The organism is Litchfieldia sinesaloumensis (assembly GCF_900156865.1).
GTDB lineage: Bacteria > Bacillota > Bacilli > Bacillales > Bacillaceae_L > Ferdinandcohnia > Ferdinandcohnia sinesaloumensis.
Map to the genome: position 1 here is coordinate 1,054,251 of NZ_LT732529.1, position 22,287 is coordinate 1,076,537.

At 36.8% G+C, this 22,287-nt stretch carries 19 protein-coding genes; 17 read left to right on the forward strand and 2 right to left on the reverse strand.

Features of this window, described 5'->3' with window-relative positions; genetic code table 11:
* Position 1: 1 nt before the first annotated feature.
* From ricA to glnA, 11 genes are all read left to right on the forward strand, one after another.
* The gene (gene ricA, locus CZ490_RS05210) at positions 2–433 is read left to right on the forward strand and encodes a regulatory iron-sulfur-containing complex subunit RicA (protein WP_077617900.1); all 432 of its coding nucleotides are present in this window, start codon (positions 2–4) and stop codon (positions 431–433) included.
* Between the two features lie 340 nt (positions 434–773).
* Positions 774–1,316 (forward strand): outer spore coat protein CotE, encoded by a 543-nt coding sequence (locus tag CZ490_RS05215; RefSeq protein WP_077617901.1) that lies wholly within the window; start codon positions 774–776, stop codon positions 1,314–1,316.
* A gap of 301 nt (positions 1,317–1,617) precedes the next feature.
* Positions 1,618–4,224, forward strand: a complete 2,607-nt coding sequence (gene mutS / locus CZ490_RS05220; RefSeq protein ID WP_077617902.1) for a DNA mismatch repair protein MutS — start codon at positions 1,618–1,620, stop codon at positions 4,222–4,224.
* A 116-nt stretch (positions 4,225–4,340) separates the two neighbouring features.
* Positions 4,341–6,236, forward strand: coding sequence for a DNA mismatch repair endonuclease MutL (gene mutL, locus CZ490_RS05225; protein ID WP_077617903.1), 1,896 nt, complete (start codon positions 4,341–4,343; stop codon positions 6,234–6,236).
* A 195-nt stretch (positions 6,237–6,431) separates the two neighbouring features.
* The gene (gene miaA, locus CZ490_RS05230; RefSeq protein WP_077617904.1) at positions 6,432–7,379 is read left to right on the forward strand and encodes a tRNA (adenosine(37)-N6)-dimethylallyltransferase MiaA; all 948 of its coding nucleotides are present in this window, start codon (positions 6,432–6,434) and stop codon (positions 7,377–7,379) included.
* Between the two features lie 91 nt (positions 7,380–7,470).
* Positions 7,471–7,695, forward strand: coding sequence for an RNA chaperone Hfq (hfq, locus tag CZ490_RS05235; protein WP_077617905.1), 225 nt, complete (start codon positions 7,471–7,473; stop codon positions 7,693–7,695).
* Positions 7,696–8,119: 424 nt separating this feature from the next.
* Entirely contained in the window at positions 8,120–9,064 is a 945-nt protein-coding gene (spoVK, locus tag CZ490_RS05240) for a stage V sporulation protein K (RefSeq protein WP_077617906.1), read from the forward strand.
* A gap of 105 nt (positions 9,065–9,169) precedes the next feature.
* Complete coding sequence (gene hflX, locus CZ490_RS05245) at positions 9,170–10,441, forward strand: GTPase HflX (RefSeq protein WP_077617907.1); 1,272 nt, start codon at positions 9,170–9,172, stop codon at positions 10,439–10,441.
* Positions 10,442–10,526: 85 nt separating this feature from the next.
* A complete protein-coding gene (locus tag CZ490_RS05250) occupies positions 10,527–11,807 on the forward strand; it encodes a methionine gamma-lyase family protein (RefSeq protein WP_077617908.1) in 1,281 nt (426 codons plus the stop codon).
* A 100-nt stretch (positions 11,808–11,907) separates the two neighbouring features.
* A complete protein-coding gene (locus CZ490_RS05255) occupies positions 11,908–12,309 on the forward strand; it encodes a MerR family transcriptional regulator (RefSeq protein WP_077617909.1) in 402 nt (133 codons plus the stop codon).
* A gap of 52 nt (positions 12,310–12,361) precedes the next feature.
* Positions 12,362–13,696, forward strand: coding sequence for a type I glutamate--ammonia ligase (gene glnA, locus CZ490_RS05260; RefSeq protein ID WP_077617910.1), 1,335 nt, complete (start codon positions 12,362–12,364; stop codon positions 13,694–13,696).
* A gap of 88 nt (positions 13,697–13,784) precedes the next feature.
* Here glnA and lexA read toward each other — a convergent pair whose 3' ends face one another.
* Positions 13,785–14,411, reverse strand: a complete 627-nt coding sequence (gene lexA / locus CZ490_RS05265) for a transcriptional repressor LexA (protein WP_077617911.1) — start codon at positions 14,409–14,411, stop codon at positions 13,785–13,787.
* A gap of 413 nt (positions 14,412–14,824) precedes the next feature.
* Between lexA and CZ490_RS05270 the strand changes: the two genes are divergently transcribed.
* The 4 genes from CZ490_RS05270 to CZ490_RS05285 all read left to right on the forward strand — a co-directional run bounded on the left by CZ490_RS05270 (position 14,825) and on the right by CZ490_RS05285 (position 18,073).
* A complete protein-coding gene (locus tag CZ490_RS05270; protein WP_077617912.1) occupies positions 14,825–15,055 on the forward strand; it encodes a DUF896 domain-containing protein in 231 nt (76 codons plus the stop codon).
* Positions 15,056–15,169: 114 nt separating this feature from the next.
* Entirely contained in the window at positions 15,170–17,173 is a 2,004-nt protein-coding gene (gene tkt, locus CZ490_RS05275) for a transketolase (protein ID WP_077617913.1), read from the forward strand.
* Positions 17,174–17,319: 146 nt separating this feature from the next.
* On the forward strand, positions 17,320–17,760 hold the full coding sequence (sirA, locus tag CZ490_RS05280; protein WP_077617914.1) for a sporulation inhibitor of replication protein SirA: 441 nt from the start codon (positions 17,320–17,322) through the stop codon (positions 17,758–17,760).
* Between the two features lie 88 nt (positions 17,761–17,848).
* Positions 17,849–18,073: a YneF family protein gene (locus CZ490_RS05285; protein WP_077617915.1), complete on the forward strand. Its 225-nt coding sequence runs from the start codon at positions 17,849–17,851 to the stop codon at positions 18,071–18,073.
* A gap of 108 nt (positions 18,074–18,181) precedes the next feature.
* Here the strand turns inward: CZ490_RS05285 and CZ490_RS05290 are convergent, their stop codons facing one another.
* Positions 18,182–18,571: a VOC family protein gene (locus tag CZ490_RS05290; RefSeq protein ID WP_077617916.1), complete on the reverse strand. Its 390-nt coding sequence runs from the start codon at positions 18,569–18,571 to the stop codon at positions 18,182–18,184.
* A 167-nt stretch (positions 18,572–18,738) separates the two neighbouring features.
* Between CZ490_RS05290 and CZ490_RS05295 the strand changes: the two genes are divergently transcribed.
* Complete coding sequence (locus tag CZ490_RS05295) at positions 18,739–20,487, forward strand: ABC transporter transmembrane domain-containing protein (RefSeq protein WP_077617917.1); 1,749 nt, start codon at positions 18,739–18,741, stop codon at positions 20,485–20,487.
* A gap of 3 nt (positions 20,488–20,490) precedes the next feature.
* Positions 20,491–22,278 (forward strand): ABC transporter ATP-binding protein, encoded by a 1,788-nt coding sequence (locus CZ490_RS05300; protein WP_077617918.1) that lies wholly within the window; start codon positions 20,491–20,493, stop codon positions 22,276–22,278.
* Positions 22,279–22,287 lie beyond the last annotated feature (9 nt).

Here is a 22,287-nt window from a genome sequence, read left to right on the forward strand (position 1 = left end):
CATGGGTCAATATACAAAAGAACAAATCGTAGAGCGCGCAACAGAGCTTGCGAAAATGATAGCAGAAACACAAGAAGTTGATTTCTTTAAACGTGCAGAAGCACAAATCAACCAAAACAAAAAAGTGCAAGAGATTATCGAAACAATTAAGAGTTTGCAAAAACAAGCTGTAAACTTCCAACATTATGGAAAGTCTGAAGCATTAAAGCAAGTTGAAGATAAGATTGATAAACTACAAGAAGAACTTGACAGCATTCCAGTTGTAGAAGAATTCAAGAATTCTCAAATTGAAGTGAACGATCTATTACAACTTGTAGCACATACTATTTCAAACAATGTAACGAATGAAATTGTTGTTTCTACTGGTGGAGATTTATTAGCAGGTGAAACAGGTTCAAAACTAAATAATAAAAGTGGTTGTGGATGCCACTAAGAAAGAAGGCAAAAGCGTTTAGCTTTTGCTTTTTTTTATTTTATTATTGCTTCCTCAGACCTCAGATTCTTATTTTAGCTCGTACGGCTTATAAAAAAAGGTACATAAATGGGCGAACGCGCATACAATGAATTATACGGTAATCGTAAGGTTCATGTATAAAGAGAAGGACAATGCGTTCTTTTAGGTACTTACTTGAATGGCAAATTCCACTTTTTCGGTGTACACCAAGAAAGAGCATGACTTGCAAAAAGTTTTGAAAAAGAAATCAGTCTTTAGCACACTAGTCAAATGTCCCGCATAGGATGAATTGAAGATTGATTGAGGAGGGTTTGTTCGAATGTCTGAATACAGAGAAATTATCACAAAAGCTGTTGTAGGTAAAGGACGTAAGTTTTCACAGTCTACTTATACAATTAATCCACCGCACCACCCATCTAGCATTTTGGGATGCTGGATCATTAACCACAGCTACGAAGCAGAGAAAAAAGGTAATACTGTAGAAGTGAAAGGCAGGTTCGATGTAAACGTTTGGTATTCTTTCGGTAACAATACAAAAACAGAAGTCGTTACCGAAACGCTTTCATACTGTGACAATATCAAACTGAAGTATAGAGATGAGAATTTCTTAGGTGACAGCTGTGACGTGATCGTTGAAGTACTTCAACAACCAAATTGCTTAGAATGCACAATTTCACCTAATGGAAACAAGATTCTCGTTGAGGTTGAGAGAGAGCTTCTTGCAGAAGTAATTGGTGAAACAAAAGTTTGTGTTCATGTCAATCCTGATGGATGCTACGAGGATATCAAGGATTGGGATGTAGACGACGAAGAATTTGAGGATTTAAATCCTGACTTTTTAGTTGGTGATTTAGAAGAATAGTTGAAACTAGGAGGCACGACTTCCTAGTTTTTTTTCATTTATTGGGAAACAAGTACTACCCACCTCATAACTTTATTCTTTAAAAATCACCTAATTTTACATGTGTGGCATTAAGGTGAAAAGGTATATAATTAGTTAGAATTATACTATGTAAGAATAAAGTTAAGCCTCCGGCGGATGCCACAGATTCTTAAATGTAACTTTTCGCGTAAACGCGAAAAAATCTGGGCGCAAATACGCCAAGGCGCATTTGAATTTATGATATAATATTGTAAGAATCAAAGTGTTGGGGGATTATTAAATGGCAGAGTATACGCCGATGATTAAGCAATATTTAACGATTAAGGCAGATTATAAAGATGCCTTTTTATTTTTTCGTCTTGGAGATTTTTACGAAATGTTCTTTGAGGATGCAATTAATGCATCACAAATTTTAGAAATAACCTTAACGGCCAGAGATGGCGGGACTAATGATAAAATTCCAATGTGTGGTGTCCCTTACCACGCAGCTGCAGGGTACATTGAACAATTAGTGAATCAGGGACATAAAGTGGCAATTGCAGAGCAAACAGAAGATCCAAAACAGGCAAAAGGTGTTGTAAAACGTGAAGTTATTCAATTGATTACACCAGGAACTGTTATGGAAGGTAAAAATTTGTTAGAGAAAGAAAATAATTTTTTAGCATCTGTTACCTCATTTTCAGATGACTCTTTTGGTTTTGCATTAACTGACTTAACAACAGGTGAGAATCGTGTATCATTATTATCTTTCCATTTTGACGATGTTATTGGGGAGATTTATGCAAATGGAGTAAAAGAAGTAGTCGTTTCATCTGATTTTGATGATAAATATAGAAAAGCGTTGATTGAGCGTTGTTCCGTAACGCTATCGTACGAGGATAATTGCACGATAGCAAATCAATTTGAGCAATTGATACAGGGGTTAGAGGATGAAAAAATGGTCCTCACCTATGGCAGATTATTAAATTATTTAATGAAAACACAAAAAAGATCACTGGACCACCTTCAAGAAGTTCGTATTTTTCACACAAACCAATTTATGAAAATCGACCTTTATTCGAAGCGTAATTTAGAGCTTACTGAAACAATCCGTAGTAAGGGGAAGAAAGGATCTTTATTATGGCTATTAGATCAAACTGTTACTGCGATGGGCGGACGCTTATTAAAACAGTGGATTGACAGACCATTATTGAATAAAAGTGAAATAGAATCACGCCATAACATGGTCCAAACCTTCATCGAACATTATTTTGAGCGATTAGAGTTAAGGGACCAATTAAAGGGAGTATATGACCTTGAACGACTTGCTGGACGAGTTGCGTATGGAAATGTAAATGCTAGAGATCTCTTACAGCTAAAGAAATCACTCGAACAGGTTCCAGGTATCTATCATCTTGTTACACAATTGAAACACCCCTATGCAACTAATCTTGCTAAGCAAATGGATCTTTGTGAATCGTTAACGGAACTTCTTCAGCATTCCATTAAAGAATCACCGCCTCTGTCGATTAAAGAAGGCGATATTATTAAAGATGGCTTCAATGCTACACTTGATCAATATCGTGATGCAAGCCGGAATGGGAAAACTTGGATTGCTTCTTTGGAAAAGCAGGAGCGGGAGAAAACAGGAATAAAGTCTTTGAAAATAGGATATAACCGAGTATTTGGTTATTATATCGAAGTGTCTAAGGCTAATTTGCAGTTCCTACCAGAAGGTATGTATGAAAGAAAACAAACATTATCCAATGCAGAACGATTTATTACACCTGAACTTAAAGAAAAAGAAACATTGATACTTGAAGCAGAGGAAAAGATTGTTCAATTAGAATATGATCTTTTTATTGATATTCGTGAACAAGTAAAAGGTTATATTCCGCGACTACAGGCCTTGGCGAAAGTAATTAGTGAATTAGATGTGCTTCAATGTTTCGCAACCATAAGTGAAGAGCGTCATTATTGTAAGCCACAATTTTCTGAAGAACAGCTTTTTATTAAAGACGGTCGTCATCCAGTTGTCGAAAAGGTGATGCAGGCGCAAGAATATGTGCCAAACGATTGTGTCATGCAGCAGGGCCAAGCATTACTACTTATTACAGGACCCAATATGTCTGGTAAAAGTACGTATATGAGACAGATTGCTCTTACTTCTATCTTGGCACAGATTGGTTGCTTTGTCCCAGCTCGCGAGGCGGTCTTACCTATCTATGATCAAGTATTTACTCGGATTGGTGCAGCAGATGACTTAATCTCTGGACAGAGTACCTTTATGGTAGAAATGCTCGAGGCTAAAAATGCTCTTGTGAATGCAACTTCAAAGAGTTTATTATTATTTGATGAAATTGGACGTGGGACTTCGACCTATGATGGTATGGCACTTGCACAAGCGATTATCGAACATATTCATCAACAAATAGGGGCGCACACTCTATTCTCCACGCATTATCATGAACTGACAGATTTAGAGACAAAATTAGAAAACGTAAAGAATATTCATGTTAGTGCGATAGAAGAAAATGACAATGTTGTATTTCTTCATAAAGTCAAAGAAGGAGCCGCAGATAAAAGCTACGGCATTCATGTAGCCAAGCTTGCAGAGCTTCCGGACTCTTTAATTGAACGTGCAAAAGAAATATTAGGTCAACTTGAACAAACAGAAAAAGAAGTTGCCGTTTCTTCGGAAGAATCTGAAAGGTCGGTTGAACCTGCTGATAATCTACAGTTATCATTTTTTGGAGAAACAAAAGCTTCCTATAAAATGGGGGATAAACAAGTTACTTCGAAGGAAAAAGATGCCTTAAAATCCATCAAGGAGATGGACATTTTAGGACTTACACCACTAGAGGCAATCAACAAATTGTATGAGCTTCAAAAACAATTAAAAGGGTAGTAAAACTAATACTAGAGAATGCGTAACCCCGGATTATCAAGATACGGTTGATGATGCAGAGATTTGTAGAATATCATTATTACTTTTAAGCAATCTCTAAGGAATGAGGTGAAGGCATGGGGAAAATTATTCAACTAGATGATCTTCTATCGAATAAGATAGCCGCAGGTGAGGTGGTTGAAAGGCCCGCCTCTGTTGTGAAAGAATTAGTCGAAAATGCCATTGACGCAAATAGCACAGTGATTGAAATTGAAATTGAAGAAGCGGGCCTTTCTAAAATTCGAATCATCGACAATGGGGACGGAATGGATAGTGAAGATTGCATGAATGCCTTTCATCGTCATGCAACTAGTAAAATCAAGGATGAAAATGATTTGTTTCGAATCCGAACATTAGGTTTTAGAGGTGAGGCATTACCGAGTATTGCCTCTGTTTCTGAACTCGAAATGAAGACAAGCACTGGGGATGATTCTGGAACCCATATTGTGATTCAGGGTGGCCATATAATAGAGAAAAAAGCAACAAATAGTCGTAAAGGAACCGATATTACGGTTTCTAATCTCTTTTTCAACACACCCGCTCGTTTAAAATACTTAAAAACCGTTCATACCGAGCTTGGTAATATAACGGATGCTGTGAATCGAATTGCGCTGTCACATCCTGATATCTCATTTCGGTTACTACACAATGGGAAGCGCCTTTTATATACAAGTGGTAATGGAGATGTTAGACAGGTTCTTGCAGCTATATATGGGCTTGGAATAGCAAAACAAATGGTGCCAATTCACATACAATCTCTTGATTTTACAGTACAAGGTTTTGTTTCGATGCCTGAAGTTACAAGGGCTTCCAGAAATTATATATCAACCATTATTAATGGGCGTTATATACGAAATTATCCGCTTGTTAAAGCCATCCAACAAGGCTACCATACTCTGTTACCGATTGGACGATTTCCGATTGTGTTACTAGATATCCAAATGGACCCCTTGTTAGTTGATGTGAATGTGCACCCTGCAAAACTTGAAGTAAGAATAAGTAAGGAGCAGGAGTTAAATCAATTAATTGACGAGGGAATTAAGGATGTTTTCAAACAAAAGCAATTAATTCCTGATGCTGTTTATCCAAAAAAGAATGATCTTCAAAAATCTGAACAGCAGGAATTTATGTTTCAACATGCTGTAAAAACGGAACCTCGTGAACACGAACCATTGGTTCCTAGTTTTTTTGGAGGAAATACTGAGGAAACAACGCAAGAACAAGAAATTACGATTGATTTACAAACTACATTCATACCGCCTTTTTATGAGGAAAAGGCAACTGACAAAGTAAAATCGACTATTGCAGAAAACAACACGACTAGTGTCGCTCCACAAGAAGAAACAGATACAGATTTAAACGATGTCAAAAAAGGTAGTAACGTAACTGAACGGGTACCTGTAATGTATCCAATTGGTCAAATGCACGGCACCTATATCCTTGCCCAAAATGATAAGGGTCTCTATATTATTGATCAGCATGCTGCGCAGGAGCGTATTAAATATGAATATTTCAGAGAGAAGGTCGGAGAAAATATTTCTGATCTTCAAGAATTGCTTCTTCCTATTACTTTAGAATATTCGACAGATGATTGTATCAATATAAATGCACATAAGAATGATTTAGAACAGGTCGGGATATTTCTTGAACCATTTGGTCATAACAGTTATATCGTTCGATCACACCCTCAGTGGTTTCCTAAAGGTGAAGAAAAAGAAGTCATCGAGGAAATTATTGAACAAGTCCTTAATGATAAGAAAATCGATATTAAGAAATTGAGAGAAGCTGCCGCGATAATGATGAGCTGTAAGGCATCAATTAAAGCAAATCACCACTTACGGAATGATGAGATTTTTGCTTTATTAGAAACTCTCCGAAGTACGAGTGATCCATTTACATGTCCACATGGACGGCCAATTATCATACATCATTCGACCTATGAAATGGAAAAAATGTTTAAACGAGTGATGTGAAAAAAATTGTTAGGAACGGTTGAAAACTCGCGGATAATGCGAGTTTTTACCGTATAAGCCGAAAGTAGTATAGAAGTTTCGAGAAGATTAGAATAAAATGTTATTTTTACAGCCAAATTGGATATACTAATTTAGTATTCGTCTTATTATCTGTGTTACGATAATAGTATGAATTGATGTAAAGGTAGTGGTTGATTGGAAGAATTGAAAAAAGAGAAGTTAATCGTTTTAATTGGTCCAACTGCTGTTGGAAAGACGAAGCTTAGCATAGAGCTTGCAAAGAAATTAAATGCCGAAATTATTAGTGGCGATTCCATGCAAATCTATAAAGGAATGGATATTGGGACAGCCAAAATAACAAGCGACGAAATGGAAGGAATTCCTCATCATCTTATTGATATTAAGGAACCCCATGAAAGTTTCTCGGTTGCAGAGTTTCAAGAGATTGTTAGAAATTTAATAACTGATATACATAATCGAGGAAAGTTGCCGATGATCGTTGGAGGAACAGGGCTTTATATTCAATCTGTTATTTTCGATTATCAGTTCACTGATAACGCCTCTAATCCAGAGTATCGAAAAACACTAGAAAAACAAGTCTCTGAAAACGGGATTGATTCCCTGTTCAAGAAGTTAAAAGAAATCGACCCTGTCAGTGCCGAACGCATTCATCCCAACAATATAAGAAGAGTTATTCGAGCTCTTGAAATCGTTGAAACAACTGGGAAAACCATGACCGAATATGTGGAGGGACAGAAGCAGGAACTAATCTATGATGTTGCTCTTGTCGGGTTGACCATGGAACGAGGGAAATTATATGAACGAATCAATAAAAGGGTTGACTTGATGGTAGAATCTGGTCTACTAAAAGAAGTCACTAATTTCTATTCCCGTGGCTTAAGAGGTTGTCAATCCATCCAAGCAATAGGTTATAAAGAGCTTTATGCTTATTTAGAAGGAACACTAACATTAGAAGAAGCGATTAATCAACTTAAGCAAAATACACGTAGATATGCAAAACGGCAATTGACCTGGTTTCGAAATAAAATGGATGTAAAATGGTTTGATATGTCATTGGAAAACGGATTTAAAGAAAATTTTAATGAAATTTATAAATATATAGCAGGAAAGCTAGGAATTTAAGAGAATAGATAATAATAGGATTATTCGTTTTGTCCAATATTGGACAATTACATTTCTAGCATTTCTGGGAAGATCTAGAGGAGGACAGTTCATGAAATCAGCAATCAATATTCAAGACCAAATTTTAAACCAACTGCGTAAGGATGGGACATTTGTAACTGTATTCTTATTAAATGGATACCAATTACGAGGATTAGTAAAAGGTTTCGATAACTTTACAGTCCTATTAGAAACAGAAGGAAAGCAACAGCTTATTTATAAGCATGCAATCTCTACTTTTGCCCCACAAAAAAATATTAAACTTGAGCTTGAATAAGACCAAAGGACAACCTTACTTTATACTAGTAGGGTTGTCTTTTTTTATCTTGTCTATTTTTTCTTCAAGATTTACAAACTGCCTCATATACTTATAGTGTATGGAAATTTATTTTCTGGGAAAGCGCAATCTTTGACAAAAAGCAATAGATTCATGTAATAAGAGTGAATATATTGTAGAAATAAAAAGGAAAAAGGCAAATGTTCGCGACCTACGTCCAGTTTCAGCGCAATCTATTCTAAATCATACTATGCTTGTCGGACTTGCACGCAGAAGTGCTGATATCGATTTATGCCACAGGGTGTGGCGATGGAAAGTCGATGTTCTTTTTGCAAGGCGCTTGCAATTTTGTTTTTTCCTTGGGCTTTTGTCACGAAATTAACCCAACAACGTATAATGTACACAGAATGAGAGGTGAGAGCTCTTGGATCAACCAATTAAAATGAAGAACAATGGACAAATAAATGTTGTTTTAAACGGTGAAAAGAAGAAGTTAAAGGTATTGCACTCAACACCAAAAGAAGAAATTACAACAAGAATCCAAACAAAACATGCAGCTCTAAAGGAAATTGAAGAAGAAATGAGCACTCTTGTTGGTATGGATGAAATGAAAAAAATGATAAAGGAAGTTTACGCTTGGATATACATTAATAAAAAACGTGAGGAACAGGGATTAAAGGCAGGAAAGCAAGCGTTGCACATGATGTTTAAAGGAAATCCCGGCACAGGAAAGACAACGGTTGCTCGACTATTAGGGAAATTATTTCTGCAAATGAATGTCCTTTCCAAGGGGCATTTAATTGAAGCCGAAAGAGCAGATTTAGTAGGAGAATACATTGGTCATACTGCACAAAAGACAAGAGATTTGATTAAAAAGGCCATTGGAGGTATCTTATTTATAGATGAGGCATATTCACTAGCAAGAGGTGGAGAAAAGGACTTTGGTAAAGAGGCTATTGATACTCTTGTAAAACATATGGAAGATAAGCAACATGAGTTCGTGTTGATTTTAGCGGGATATTCAAAAGAAATGGAACATTTCCTTTCTTTAAACCCAGGATTATACTCTCGTTTTCCGCTTGTGATTGATTTTCCAGACTATACTGTTGATCAGTTAATGGAAATCACAGCAAAAATGATGTCAGACCGTGAATATGTATTCAGTCCTGAAGCAGAGAGGAAATTACGTGAGCATTTACTATCTGTAAAAATGGATTCGTATCCTGGTAAATTTAGTAATGGGCGCTATGTACGTAATATTATTGAAAAGTCAATTCGTGCACAGGCGATGAGATTACTAATTGATGATGCGTATAGTAAACAGGAACTCCAAACAATTAGAACTCAAGATCTGATTTTTAAAGAATAACGTGCCGCCTATATCTAGGCGGTTCTTTCGTGTAAATTGGTGTACTTACGCAAAATTTGTTATGATAGCAAGAGAAAAAGAACCTCATGAAAGTAGGTAAATGGATTGACACACGAACAGAAAAAGGATATAGAAAAAGCTATACTCGTAGGCTGTCAAATTCAAAATGTTGACGAAAGTCGATTTCACTATTCACTTGAAGAATTACAATCTCTTACAAAGACTGCCAATGGTCAAGTACTTATAACCGTTACGCAGAAGCGTGAGCGAGTCCATTCAGCAACTTACATCGGCAAGGGAAAAGTGGAGGAATTGGTTAACCTTGAAGAAGAGTTAGAGCCAGATGTGATTATTTTTAATGACGAATTATCACCAAGTCAGGTAAGGAACCTTTCCTCAAAGCTTCAAGCACGGGTAATCGACAGAACCCAACTCATACTAGATATTTTTGCCTCCAGGGCAAACTCGAAAGAAGGAAAGCTACAGGTTGAATTGGCTCAACTTCAATATCTCCTTCCTCGACTCACAGGTAAAGGAATAGAACTTTCAAGACTTGGTGGAGGTATTGGTACAAGGGGGCCAGGTGAAACAAAACTGGAGACAGATAGACGACATATACATAAGCGAATCGATGATATTAAGAATCAATTATCGGTAATTGTCCAGCACCGTGAACGTTATCGTGAACGAAGAAAGAAAAATAAAACATATCAGATTGCATTAGTTGGTTATACGAATGCCGGTAAATCGACATTATTCAACCGCTTAACAGAGGCAGATTCTTTTGAGGAAAATTTATTGTTTGCAACACTTGATCCAATGACTCGAAAAATGATACTCCCTTGCGGATTGACAACTCTTTTAACCGATACAGTAGGATTTATTCAGGATTTGCCAACTTCATTAATTGCTGCATTCAGATCTACCTTGGAAGAAGTGAAGGAAGCCGATTTAATTGTACATGTGGTTGATTCGTCAAACCCAGATTATTTCAATCATGAAAAAACCGTGTTAAAACTTCTAGATGAACTTGGTGTCGAGTCTATTCCGATCCTTACACTTTATAATAAAAAAGATAAAGTTCATCCTGATTTTGTTCCTTCTTCAAAATCAAAATCAATTTTAGTTAGTGCTTTTGTAGAGAATGATCTAGTGGTAATTAAAACAAAGGTAGAGGATTCAATGATTGAAGAAATGGAAGAATATAAGGTATCGCTTCCTAGTTCAGAAGGACGAATATTGGCACATTTAAAACAAGAAACCATTTTAAAAGAACTGAGTTACAATGAAGAATCAGAAAAATATGATTGTACGGGTTATATATTTCCAAGCCATTCGTTGACTGCTCAACTACGAGATTTTAACTCTATACATTAGAATAAATTGCATCTTTTCTGCCCCTTAAAACGAAGTAGGGATATCGATTACAAGGGGCATTTGATTTTATAAAGGGGAATACATCATGTTTACAGAATTAGATTATGGTCAACTTATATCGAAGTTAGTTGACGAAACAGAACAAAAAATTAAACAAGTACATACGAAAATTGAAAAGACCATTGATTTTAATCAGTACCGTGTGTTAAAAAGCTTTCAAGATAACCGTGTCAGTGATTCTCATTTTATGCCTTCGACTGGTTATGGTTATGACGATATAGGTCGCGATACATTAGAAGCAGTATACGCACACATCTTTGGCGGTGAGGCAGCTCTTGTACGCCCACAAATCATTTCAGGAACCCATGCAATATCGATTGCACTATTTGGCGTATTACGACCTAATGATGAATTACTATACATTACTGGGAATCCCTATGATACATTAGAGGAGATTGTAGGCATTAGAGGTTCAGGAAATGGGTCATTAAAAGAGTTTCACATTGGCTATAACAAAGTTGACTTAACGTCAGATGGAAGACCCGATTTTGTCGCAATTAAGAATGCGATCCATGAAAACACAAAAATGATTGGGATCCAACGTTCGAAAGGATATGCAACAAGGCCGTCATTTACAATTGCTGAAATCAAAGAGATGATTCAGTTTGTAAAGGAAATTAAGCCGGATGTGGTTGTATTTGTTGATAATTGCTATGGAGAATTTGTAGAACGACTAGAACCTTGTCATGTGGGTGCAGATTTAATTGCTGGATCACTCATCAAGAATCCTGGCGGTGGACTAGCCAAAACGGGAGGATATTTAGTTGGGAAACAGGAAATGATTGAAGCATGTTCCTATCGTATGACATCACCTGGAATTGGATCGGAAGCTGGTGCGTCACTATATACACTTCAGGAAATGTATCAAGGTCTGTTTCTTGCACCTCACATTGTTGGACAAGCGTTGAAAGGGGCTGTATTCACAGCTGCGATTCTAGAAAGAATTGGTTTAAAGACGGAGCCGAGCTGGAATTGTAAACGTACGGATTTAATTCAATCTGTACAATTTGATAATAAGGAAATGATGGTGGCTTTTTGTCAGGCAATTCAGTTTGCCTCACCAGTCAATTCACATGTAACACCTTATCCAAGTTATATGCCTGGTTATGAGGACGACGTGATTATGGCAGCGGGTACGTTTATACAAGGAGCGAGTATCGAATTAACAGCAGATGGTCCAACGCGCCCACCATTTGTTGCATATGTTCAAGGTGGTCTTACCTATTCACATGTCAAGATTGCGATTAGTTTAGCTATAAATCAATTATTATCAAAAGGATTAATTAGTATAGAAGCAGAGGATTAAATTCCTCTGCTTCTTCATGTTATGTTTTCTAACATATTGTTGACAGATAATCTAACATCGGATAAAATCTAACTATTCGTTGTAAAAAGGAGGATGCCATATGGGTGACGAAATTAGACGTTCAATGCCACTCTTTCCAATTGGAATTGTCATGCAATTAACTGAATTATCTGCTAGGCAAATCCGTTATTATGAGGAAAATGGTTTGATTACTCCTGCAAGAACTGAAACAAATCGAAGACTTTATTCATTTAATGACGTTGATCGATTACTTGAAATAAAAAATTTAATCGAACAAAAGGTTAATCTAGCAGGAATAAAACAAATTTTTGCGGTTCAAAACCAAGATCCTGAGGTAGACGAAAAACCTGTTGAGCCGGTAAAACAAGAATTATCAAATTCTGAGCTTAGAAGACTTTTAAGGAATGAGCTATTGCAAGCAGGAAGATTTAAAAAGCAATCAAGCCCACATCATAATGATATGTCTAGATTTTTTCATTAATAGCATTTTTGACAAAAACTATACTTACACAGAGTTTGGGGAGGAAGACTTAATGTCCAAATATACGAAAGAAGATATTTTTCGTTTAGCGCAAGAAGAAAATGTAAAGTTTATTCGTTTACAATTTACTGACATTCTTGGAACAATTAAAAATGTTGAAATTCCTGTAAGTCAGTTAGAGAAAGCATTAAGTAATAAAATGATGTTCGATGGCTCTTCAATTGAAGGATTTGTTCGTATCGAAGAATCTGACATGTACCTCTTTCCTGATTTAGACACATGGGTTATTTTCCCGTGGACTGCTGAAAAAGGGAAGGTTGCTCGTTTAATATGTGATATTCATAATGCAGATGGTACGCCTTTTGAAGGTGACCCACGTAATAATCTCAAAAGAGTTCTAAAAGAAATGGAAGAGTTAGGGTTTACGAATTTTAATCTTGGACCTGAACCAGAATTTTTCTTGTTTAAATTAGATCAACGAGGTGAACCAACTCTTGAGCTAAATGATAACGGTGGATACTTTGACTTAGCACCGACTGATCTTGGTGAAAACTGCCGCCGTGATATCGTTCTAGAACTTGAGGAGATGGGATTTGAAATTGAAGCTTCTCACCATGAAGTTGCACCTGGACAACATGAAATTGATTTTAAATACGAGGATGCACTTACAGCTTGTGATGAGATTCAAACTTTCAAGTTAGTTGTTAAAACGATTGCTCGTAAGCATGGTCTACACGCAACCTTTATGCCAAAGCCATTATTTGGGGTAGCTGGTTCAGGAATGCACTGCAACTTATCATTGTTTAAAGGTGGAGAAAATGCATTTTTTGATCCAAAAGGGGATCTTCAATTAAGTGATACTGCAAGACAGTTTATTGCGGGGATTTTAAAGCACGCGGCTAGCTTTACAGCTGTAACGAATCCTACTGTTAACTCTTACAAACGTTTAGTACCGGGCTATGAAGCACCATGTTATGTAGCTTGGTCCGCTCAAAACAGAAGTCCGCTTGTTCGTATTCCAGCTTCACGTGGCTTAAGTACTCGTGTAGAGGTACGTTCAGTAGACCCATCTGCAAATCCTTATATGGCAATGGCGGTATTACTAGCTGCAGGTTTAGATGGTATCAAGAATAAACTTACACCACCTGCCCCTGTTGATAGAAATATCTATATCATGAATAAAGAAGAGCGTAATGAAGCAGGTATTGTGGACTTACCACCTACATTATCACTCGCATTGGATATGCTTAAGCAGGACGAAGTGTTAATTAATGCGCTTGGCGGACACCTCTTTGAACACTTTATCGAGGCAAAAGAGATTGAATGGGACATGTTCCGTACCCAGGTCCATCCATGGGAGAGAGAACAGTACATGACAATGTATTAATAAAGAGCAAACCCCTTAGCACAATGTGTTAAGGGGTTTTTTGCGCTCCCAAAAAGGAACATCCCAATTAGGAATGTTCTCTCTTATTTTAATGAATAGTGCGATATACGCCAATGACTTTCCCTAAAATGGATACACTTTTTAGAATAATCGGTTCAAGCATAGAGTTTTCAGGTTGTAAGCGAATATGGTCTTTTTCTTTGAAGAATCGTTTCACAGTCGCTTCATCTTCATCCGTCATTGCAACAACAATATCTCCGTTGTTTGCTGAGTGCTGTTGTCTAACAATAACATAGTCCCCATCAAGGATACCCGCTTCAATCATACTGTCACCCATTATCTCTAGCATAAAAACTTGGTCATCATGAGCAGCAAAGCGATCAGGTAATGGAAAATATTCATCAATATTTTCGACTGCAGTTATTGGTTGACCAGCAGTGACTTTACCAATAACGGGCACGTTTATGACATTTGCAGTAGGGATAGTATCATGTTCGTCAACTTGTAAAATTTCAATGGCACGTGGTTTTGTTGGATCTCGTCGGATTAATCCTTTGCTCTCAAGTCTAGATAAATGTCCATGCACCGTTGAACTTGATGCTAGTCCCACAGCCTCACCAATTTCTCTTACGGAAGGTGGGTAACCCTTTGCTTTAACTTCTTGTTTAATATAATTCAATATATCTTGCTGTCTTTTTGATAGCTTTGTTGTCATCTTCACTCATCCCCTTGCGTATAACATTCTTTATATGTATCAAATTTCATTTCCATCTTGCTCGATTAAATTAAGAACTAATCCTGACAAATCCCGTAATTCTTAAAAAGAGTATAACATGTTTTACTAGATTATACAAACATAAGTTCGAATTAGGTGTTGACAAAAACAGGTGTTCGCCTTATGATGAAAATATAAAATACGAACAAACATTCTGTAGGGGTGGAATTAATAATGTTAAAGAAATTACAAGATGGATTTATTTATTATGTATTATTTATCTTACTAAGTATGGGAATGGTGATTATCACTGCAAGCTAAAGCATAGACAGCATGTAGAATGCTTGTAAAATTATCTTTCATCTAGTACTATGTAGTATGATTTAGAAAAAGATTTTACAAGGAGTCCTAATATGCTTTCAAAAGATAAAATTCAACGGATTAATGCATTGGCAAAAAAGGCAAAATCAGTTGGTCTTACGGATAAAGAACAGATGGAACAACAGGAACTTAGACAAGAGTATTTACGTGTCTTCCGTAGTTCGATGTCTAATACCCTACACTCAGTAACCGTTGTTGACCCTAAGGGTAATGATGTAACGCCTGAAAAGTTAAAAGAAAGTAAACGGAAAAGATTACATTAACAAAGAATACATAGACTTCTATGTATTCTTTTCTTTTTGTGCATACTACATTAGAACCCACTGTTTTTATCAAGTTGTAGATCATTAGAATTTTTTGAAAGGGATGAAAAATAAATGGCACATTCTATAACTGACTTATCAATCGCATCGATTCGTACACTCTCTATTGATGCAGTAGAAAAAGCAAATTCAGGACATCCGGGGATGCCTATGGGTGCTGCTCCAATGACATATGCCCTCTGGACTCGTCACATGAGACACAATCCGAGTAATCCAAATTGGTTTAATCGTGACCGTTTTGTTTTATCAGCAGGTCATGGATCTGCATTATTGTACAGTATGCTTCATCTATCTGGCTACGACCTTACAATTGATGACTTAAAACAATTTCGTCAATGGGGTAGTAAGACACCTGGACATCCAGAATATGGACATACAGCAGGTGTTGATGCGACTACTGGTCCACTTGGCCAAGGAATTGCTATGGCTGTAGGAATGGCAATGGCAGAACGTCATTTAGCAGGTGTGTACAATAAAGGCTCGGTAGAAATCGTTGACCATTATACATACGCGATATGTGGAGATGGTGACCTGATGGAAGGTGTATCTGCTGAAGCGTCATCTATGGCAGGTCATTTAAGATTAGGTCGTCTAATCGTTTTATATGATTCAAACGATATCTCCCTAGATGGTGACCTTGATCAAGCTTTCTCAGAATCAGTAGAGCAACGGTATAAAGCATATGGCTGGCAGTACATCCGTGTTGAGGATGGGAATGATGTTGACGCAATTGATAAGGCTTTAGAAGAAGCAAAAGGTGATCTTAATCGCCCAACTTTAATTGAGGTTCGAACGACTATTGGATATGGATCTCCAAATCGTGCCGGAAAATCAAAGGCGCACGGTGAACCATTAGGTGCAGATGAATTAAAACTAACAAAAGAAGCGTATAACTGGACATTTGAAAATGATTTTCATGTCCCAAATGAAGTTTATGCCCATTTTGAGGAGTCAGTGAAAAAATCTGGGGAACAAAATGAACAAGAATGGAATCAAATGTTCTCTAGTTATAAAGAAAATAATCCTGAGCTTGGAAAACAGCTAGAATTGGCGATTAATGGAGATCTACCTGAAGGTTGGGAAAAGACTTTACCTGTTTATGAAGTGGGTAAAAAGCTTGCGACTCGTGCCTCTTCTGGTGAGTCTTTAAATGCTATTGCACAAAGCGTGCCACAATTCTTTGGTGGATCTGCTGATTTAGCGGGTTCAAATAAAACAATGATAAATAATGCTGCTGATTTCATGCCCAATGATTATAGCGGACGAAATATATGGTTTGGGGTACGTGAGTTCGCAATGGGTGCTGCCTTGAATGGAATGGCGCTCCATGGTGGTCTTAAGGTATTTGGAGGAACATTCTTTGTCTTCTCTGATTATTTACGCCCAGCAATACGATTAGCTGCATTAATGAAAGTACCTGTCACATATGTGTTTACGCATGATAGCATTGCGGTTGGTGAGGACGGACCAACTCATGAGCCAGTCGAACAATTGCCTGCATTACGTGCAATGCCAAATCTATCTGTTATCCGCCCAGCAGATGGAAATGAAACAGCTGCCGCTTGGAGAACCGCACTTGAGTCTAAAGAGGTTCCTACAGCACTAATTTTAACCCGACAGAATTTACCTACTTTAGAAGGAACCGCTGAAAAAGCATATGAAGGTGTACAAAAGGGTGCTTATGTTGTATCACCTGCACCATCTGGACAGCCTGCTGCTCTTCTATTAGCAACTGGTTCTGAAGTAAGTCTTGCTGTAGAAGCACAGAAACAACTTGCAAGTGAAAATATTGAGGTTTCCGTTATAAGTATGCCTTCTTGGGATCGCTTTGAGGCTCAGTCGCAAGAATATAAAGAGTCTGTCATTCCTAAGAATGTAAAAAAACGATTAGCAATTGAAATGGCGACTCCCCTTGGCTGGGAGAGATATACAGGCGATGAGGGAGATATCCTTGGTATCCATAATTTCGGAGCTTCTGCACCTGGTGAAATTGTAATGAAGGAATATGGTTTCTCCGTTGAAAATGTCGTCAATCGTGTAAAAAAATTGCTCAAGTAAGTAATAAAAGGGGGTCGACTCGGACCCCTTTTCTACATAAGAAACAGTTTCGACAAAACTAGACCATTCTTACTCCAGTTTCAGACAAAATGCACAGACTCTTTCAAATATACTATTTTTAAAAGGTAGTATTAGGAGGAAAGAGTATGAGAGAATATCACATATATTTAATAGAAGAAGAATTTGCAACTCATTACTTTGGTCGAGAATCACTAATCTATCACCTGTTCTTGGAACATAACCAATGCGAAACCCATAGAAAAGATGTCCTACATAAACAAATCGAATTTATCACTAGAGCGATTCCTACGTTACAAATTCAAAAGAAAATCGAAACTGGTCTTTCTCATTATTCAGTTTATAAAAGACAAAGTCATATTCACATTATCGAATGGAATGAATTTAATAGCTATGCAAAACTAACAATACATAATGATTACATTCACCTCCAATCAACAGGGAGTTATGAAGCCGAAACCGCTTTTTTTGAAATCCTGCGAAAATATGATCGATGTTTTTTAGCTATGGATTTTATCGCGAATAAATATGGATGGCTCAACCCCATCAAGGAAAGAAAGTTTGTATAAAAGGCTAGGAAAACACTAAACAAATATTGTATAATTGCTAATGGTTTAGTACACTGTAGTGAGACAACATGAAGGAGGAAGTTTTTGTATGGAATTATGGTTAGCTATCTTACTAATCGTGGTAGCTTTACTTGGTGGCGTTGCATTAGGCTTTTTTATTGCACGTAAATATATGATGAGCTACTTGAAGAAAAATCCACCAATTAATGAGCAAATGCTAAAAGTAATGATGATGCAAATGGGTCAAAAGCCATCACAGAAGAAGATCAATCAAATGCTAAAAGCAATGAATGGTCAAATGGACAAGCAATAATAGCGGACAAGCATGAAGTCCTACAATCATAGAAAGCCACTTTTTTAGTGAGAAATCACTTGAAAAAGTGGCTTTTTTATTGCTAAAAAAATTTAAAAAACAACTTTGTTATAAATCCCTTTGATCAATATTTAATTCAATTAAATTCCCATCAGGATCGGCACAAAAGATTTGCGCAAAACCGCTGACACTATCTGGCTTTTCGAGAACGGTCACATTGTTTATTGACAACCAATTTAACGTGTCATAGTAGTTTTCAACTCGTAGAGCGAAATGGCCCTCTCGGCTGTTAATTTTTTTGTTTTTACGGATTGTCTGAGAATCCGGTAGGACAATTAAGTGAAGTTGTTGATTTCCAACTTCATACCAAGCACCAGGGAAATCGAAATTTGGACGGTTAATCTCTTTTAGACACAGTATATTGCTGTAAAAATCCTTTGCCTTTTCAAGATTTGTTACTGTTAGACTCACATGATGAAGCTCTTTATAATTAATCATTCTCAGGTCACCTCAATTTATCATCTATTGAACATTATAGTAGAACTTAAAAAGAAATAGAATGATTTGTAGTTATTTTAACCTGTAACCTTTGTTTTATCTTTCTAGAAATATAAAAATTTGGTAAACTATTATGGCACTTATTTCGTCTTTTGGAGGACTTCAGGATGAAAATCTTTAAAGATTTAATGTGGTTTTTTATACAGGAGAAGAAATCATATCTAACTGGTATTATCTTATTATTGATTGTGGCATTGTTGGAGCTTGTTCCACCGAAGGTAATTGGAATGACAGTAGATTTTATTGCACAAGGAACTCTAACAAGGGAAATACTATTTAAATGGTTATTAATTTTACTTGCGACATCAATTACGGTTTATGTAGTTCGATTTTTTTGGCGTATCATGATTTTTGGTTCGTCCGTAAAATTAGCAAGATTATTAAGAAACCATTTGTTTGAGCACTTTACAAAGATGTCACAGGGTTTTTTCCAGAAGAGAAGAATTGGTGACCTGATGGCACACTCAACAAATGATTTACAGGCCATTCAACAGACAGCTGGTTCAGGTGTACTAACATTAGTAGATTCACTGGCTACAGGTGGATTTGTTTTATTAACGATGGCTTTTACAATCAGTTGGAAGCTTACGTTAATTTGTCTTATTCCTCTTCCTTTTATGGCGCTTTCTACAAATTATTATGGCAAACTATTACATAGACGTTTTCATAAGGCACAGGAAGCATTTTCAAGCCTTAATGATAAGGTACAAGAGAGTGTAAGTGGGATTAAGGTTATAAAAACATTCGGTCAAGAGGAAGAGGATACTGAAATTTTTCGTAAGCAATCTGATGATGTCGTGGGTAAGAACCTTGCCGTTGCAAAGGTTGATGCGCTGTATGATCCAACCATTTCATTTATCGTGGGAATATCCTTCTTTCTAGCTATTGTTTTTGGTTCTAGGTATGTTCTCGCTGGGGAAATGACTCTGGGAGAGTTGGTTTCATTCACTACTTATTTAGGGTTATTAATTTGGCCTCTACTTGCTTTCGGTTGGTTATTTAATATCGTAGAGCGGGGCAGGGCGTCCTATGACCGTGTACAGAAGCTTCTTGCTGAGCCAATGGAAATAACAGATTTAGAGGATGCTAGTGATAGGTCACCAACAGGTGATATCGTCTATTCTATTTCGCAATTTTCATTTCCAGGTGAGCAAAAGCAAACGCTTGAAGCAATCCATTTTCATCTAACTAGAGGTCATACTCTTGGAATCGTTGGAAAAACAGGTGCTGGAAAAACAACGCTTTTGAAACTATTAATTCGGGAGATTGAAGGCTATGATGGAAAAATACAAATAGGTGAAAAAGAGATTAAACAGTATACTTTAGATGCATTACGTAGGGGAATAGGATATGTTCCACAGGATCATTTTCTATTTTCTGCAACAGTTTCGGATAATATTGCATTTGCAAAACCAGATGCTTCAATGAATGAAATTATTGAGGCAGCCAAACTCGCTAATATCCATGATGATATTTTACAATTCACAGACGGTTATGAAACAGTTGTTGGAGAACGTGGTGTGTCGTTATCTGGTGGACAGAAACAAAGAATCTCAATTGCAAGGGCCTTGTTGATGAAACCGGAAATCTTGATTCTTGATGATTCCTTATCTGCAGTTGACGCTAAGACTGAAGAGGAAATACTACGTTCCTTACGAGAAACTCGAGATGGAAAAACGACAATTATTACATCGCATCGTTTAAGTGCAATCCAGCACGCAAATCAGATTCTGGTAATTGAAGATGGAAAAATTATTCAGCATGGTTCTCATGATGAGCTTATTTTGAATCAGGGATGGTATCGTGAAATGTATCACCGTCAACAGCTTGAATCACTTGTTGAGCATGGAGGGTAGACAATGAATAATAAAATGAAAAATAAGAACCAAGGGCGTACAATCATTCGACTGCTCTCCTACACGAAATCTCATACAAAAGAATTCATATATGCGTTCACTTTATTGATTCTAGCAACTCTAGCGGATATTGTCGGGCCCATATTAATAAAAATATTTATAGATGATTACCTAACTCCACGTAATTTAGTAGTTGAGCCATTAATTTATTTAGGTGCTACCTACCTTTTAATTCATATTACCAAGGTGATTTTACAGTATTTTCAGCAAGTGAAGTTTCAAGAGATTGCCTTGAAGATTATCCGAGAAATGCGAATTGAGGTCTTTGCAAAGGTTCATAAGTTAGGATTGAAATATTTCGATAAAACACCAGGTGGAAGTATCGTTTCAAGAGTTACGAATGATACTGAAGCGATCAAAGACATGTTTGTTGAGGTTGTTGCAACATTTGTACAAAATGGTGTGTTATTGATTGGTATTTTTATTGCGATGTTTTATTTGAATGTACAGCTAGCTCTATTTTGCTTAGTATTAATTCCTATTCTGTTTATATTGATGCAATCATATCGAAAATTCAGTTCAAAATACTACCATGATATGCGTGAACGTTTAAGTCAACTGAATGCAAAACTAAATGAGTCGCTACAAGGGATGGCAATGATTCAAGTGTTTCGCCAAGAAAAGAGATTGCGTCGCGAGTTTGCTGACATTAATAATGCGCATTACCAAGCCGGGATAAAAAATATTAAGCTTGATGGTTTATTGCTAAGACCCGCTGTTGAATTTATCTATATATTAACAATTATTATGGTGTTGAGTTTTTTCGGTATTAATGCACTTGAAAGTCCAATTGAAATAGGTGTGCTTTTTGCCTTTGTAAACTATCTAGAACGATTTTTCGAGCCTGTTAATAACATGATGATGCGTTTGTCTCTTCTTCAACAAGCGGTTGTTGCATCACAACGGGTATTTGAACTTCTTGATCACGATGAGCTTGCACCACAAACCATAGGTAATATGTATCCCACGATTGAAAAAGGGGAAATTGAATTTAAAAATGTTAGCTTTTCCTACGATGGTAAGCGGGAAGTCTTAAAGAACATATCTTTTACAGCAAAAAAAGGGGAGACTATCGCACTTGTTGGTCATACTGGTAGTGGTAAAAGTTCTATCATTAATTTATTGATGAGATTTTACGATATCGTACACGGCGATATTTTAATTGACGGTCATTCCATTAAATCATTTGAAAATGATGAACTTCGCCATAAAATAGGGTTGGTCCTCCAAGATCCATTCTTGTTTGTTGGGACAATAAGGGAGAATCTACGTCTTAATAATCCAGAAATTACAGATCGAGAAATTGAGGAAGCGGTAAAGTTTGTTCAGGCCGATGGTTTTATAGATAAACTGGAAGACGGTTATAATCATCATGTTGTTGAACGTGGAGCAACTTTCTCAAGCGGTCAAAGGCAACTACTAGCATTTGCACGTACGATTGTGATGAATCCAAAAATTCTCATTCTTGACGAAGCTACTGCCAATATTGATACCGAAACAGAAGAAGAGATTCAAAGAGCACTTGAAAAAATGAGGGAGGGTAGAACAACAATCGCAATTGCCCACCGTTTGTCCACTATTCAAGATGCGGATCTTATTTTAGTGCTACACCAGGGGGGAATTGTTGAAAAAGGCACTCATCAAGAGCTATTAGCCCAAAAAGGGTTATATTATAAAATGTTTTTACTTCAAAATGGTAGTAAAGATAATGTTGAAGAAGCGGTTATGTAAAAAGCCTCT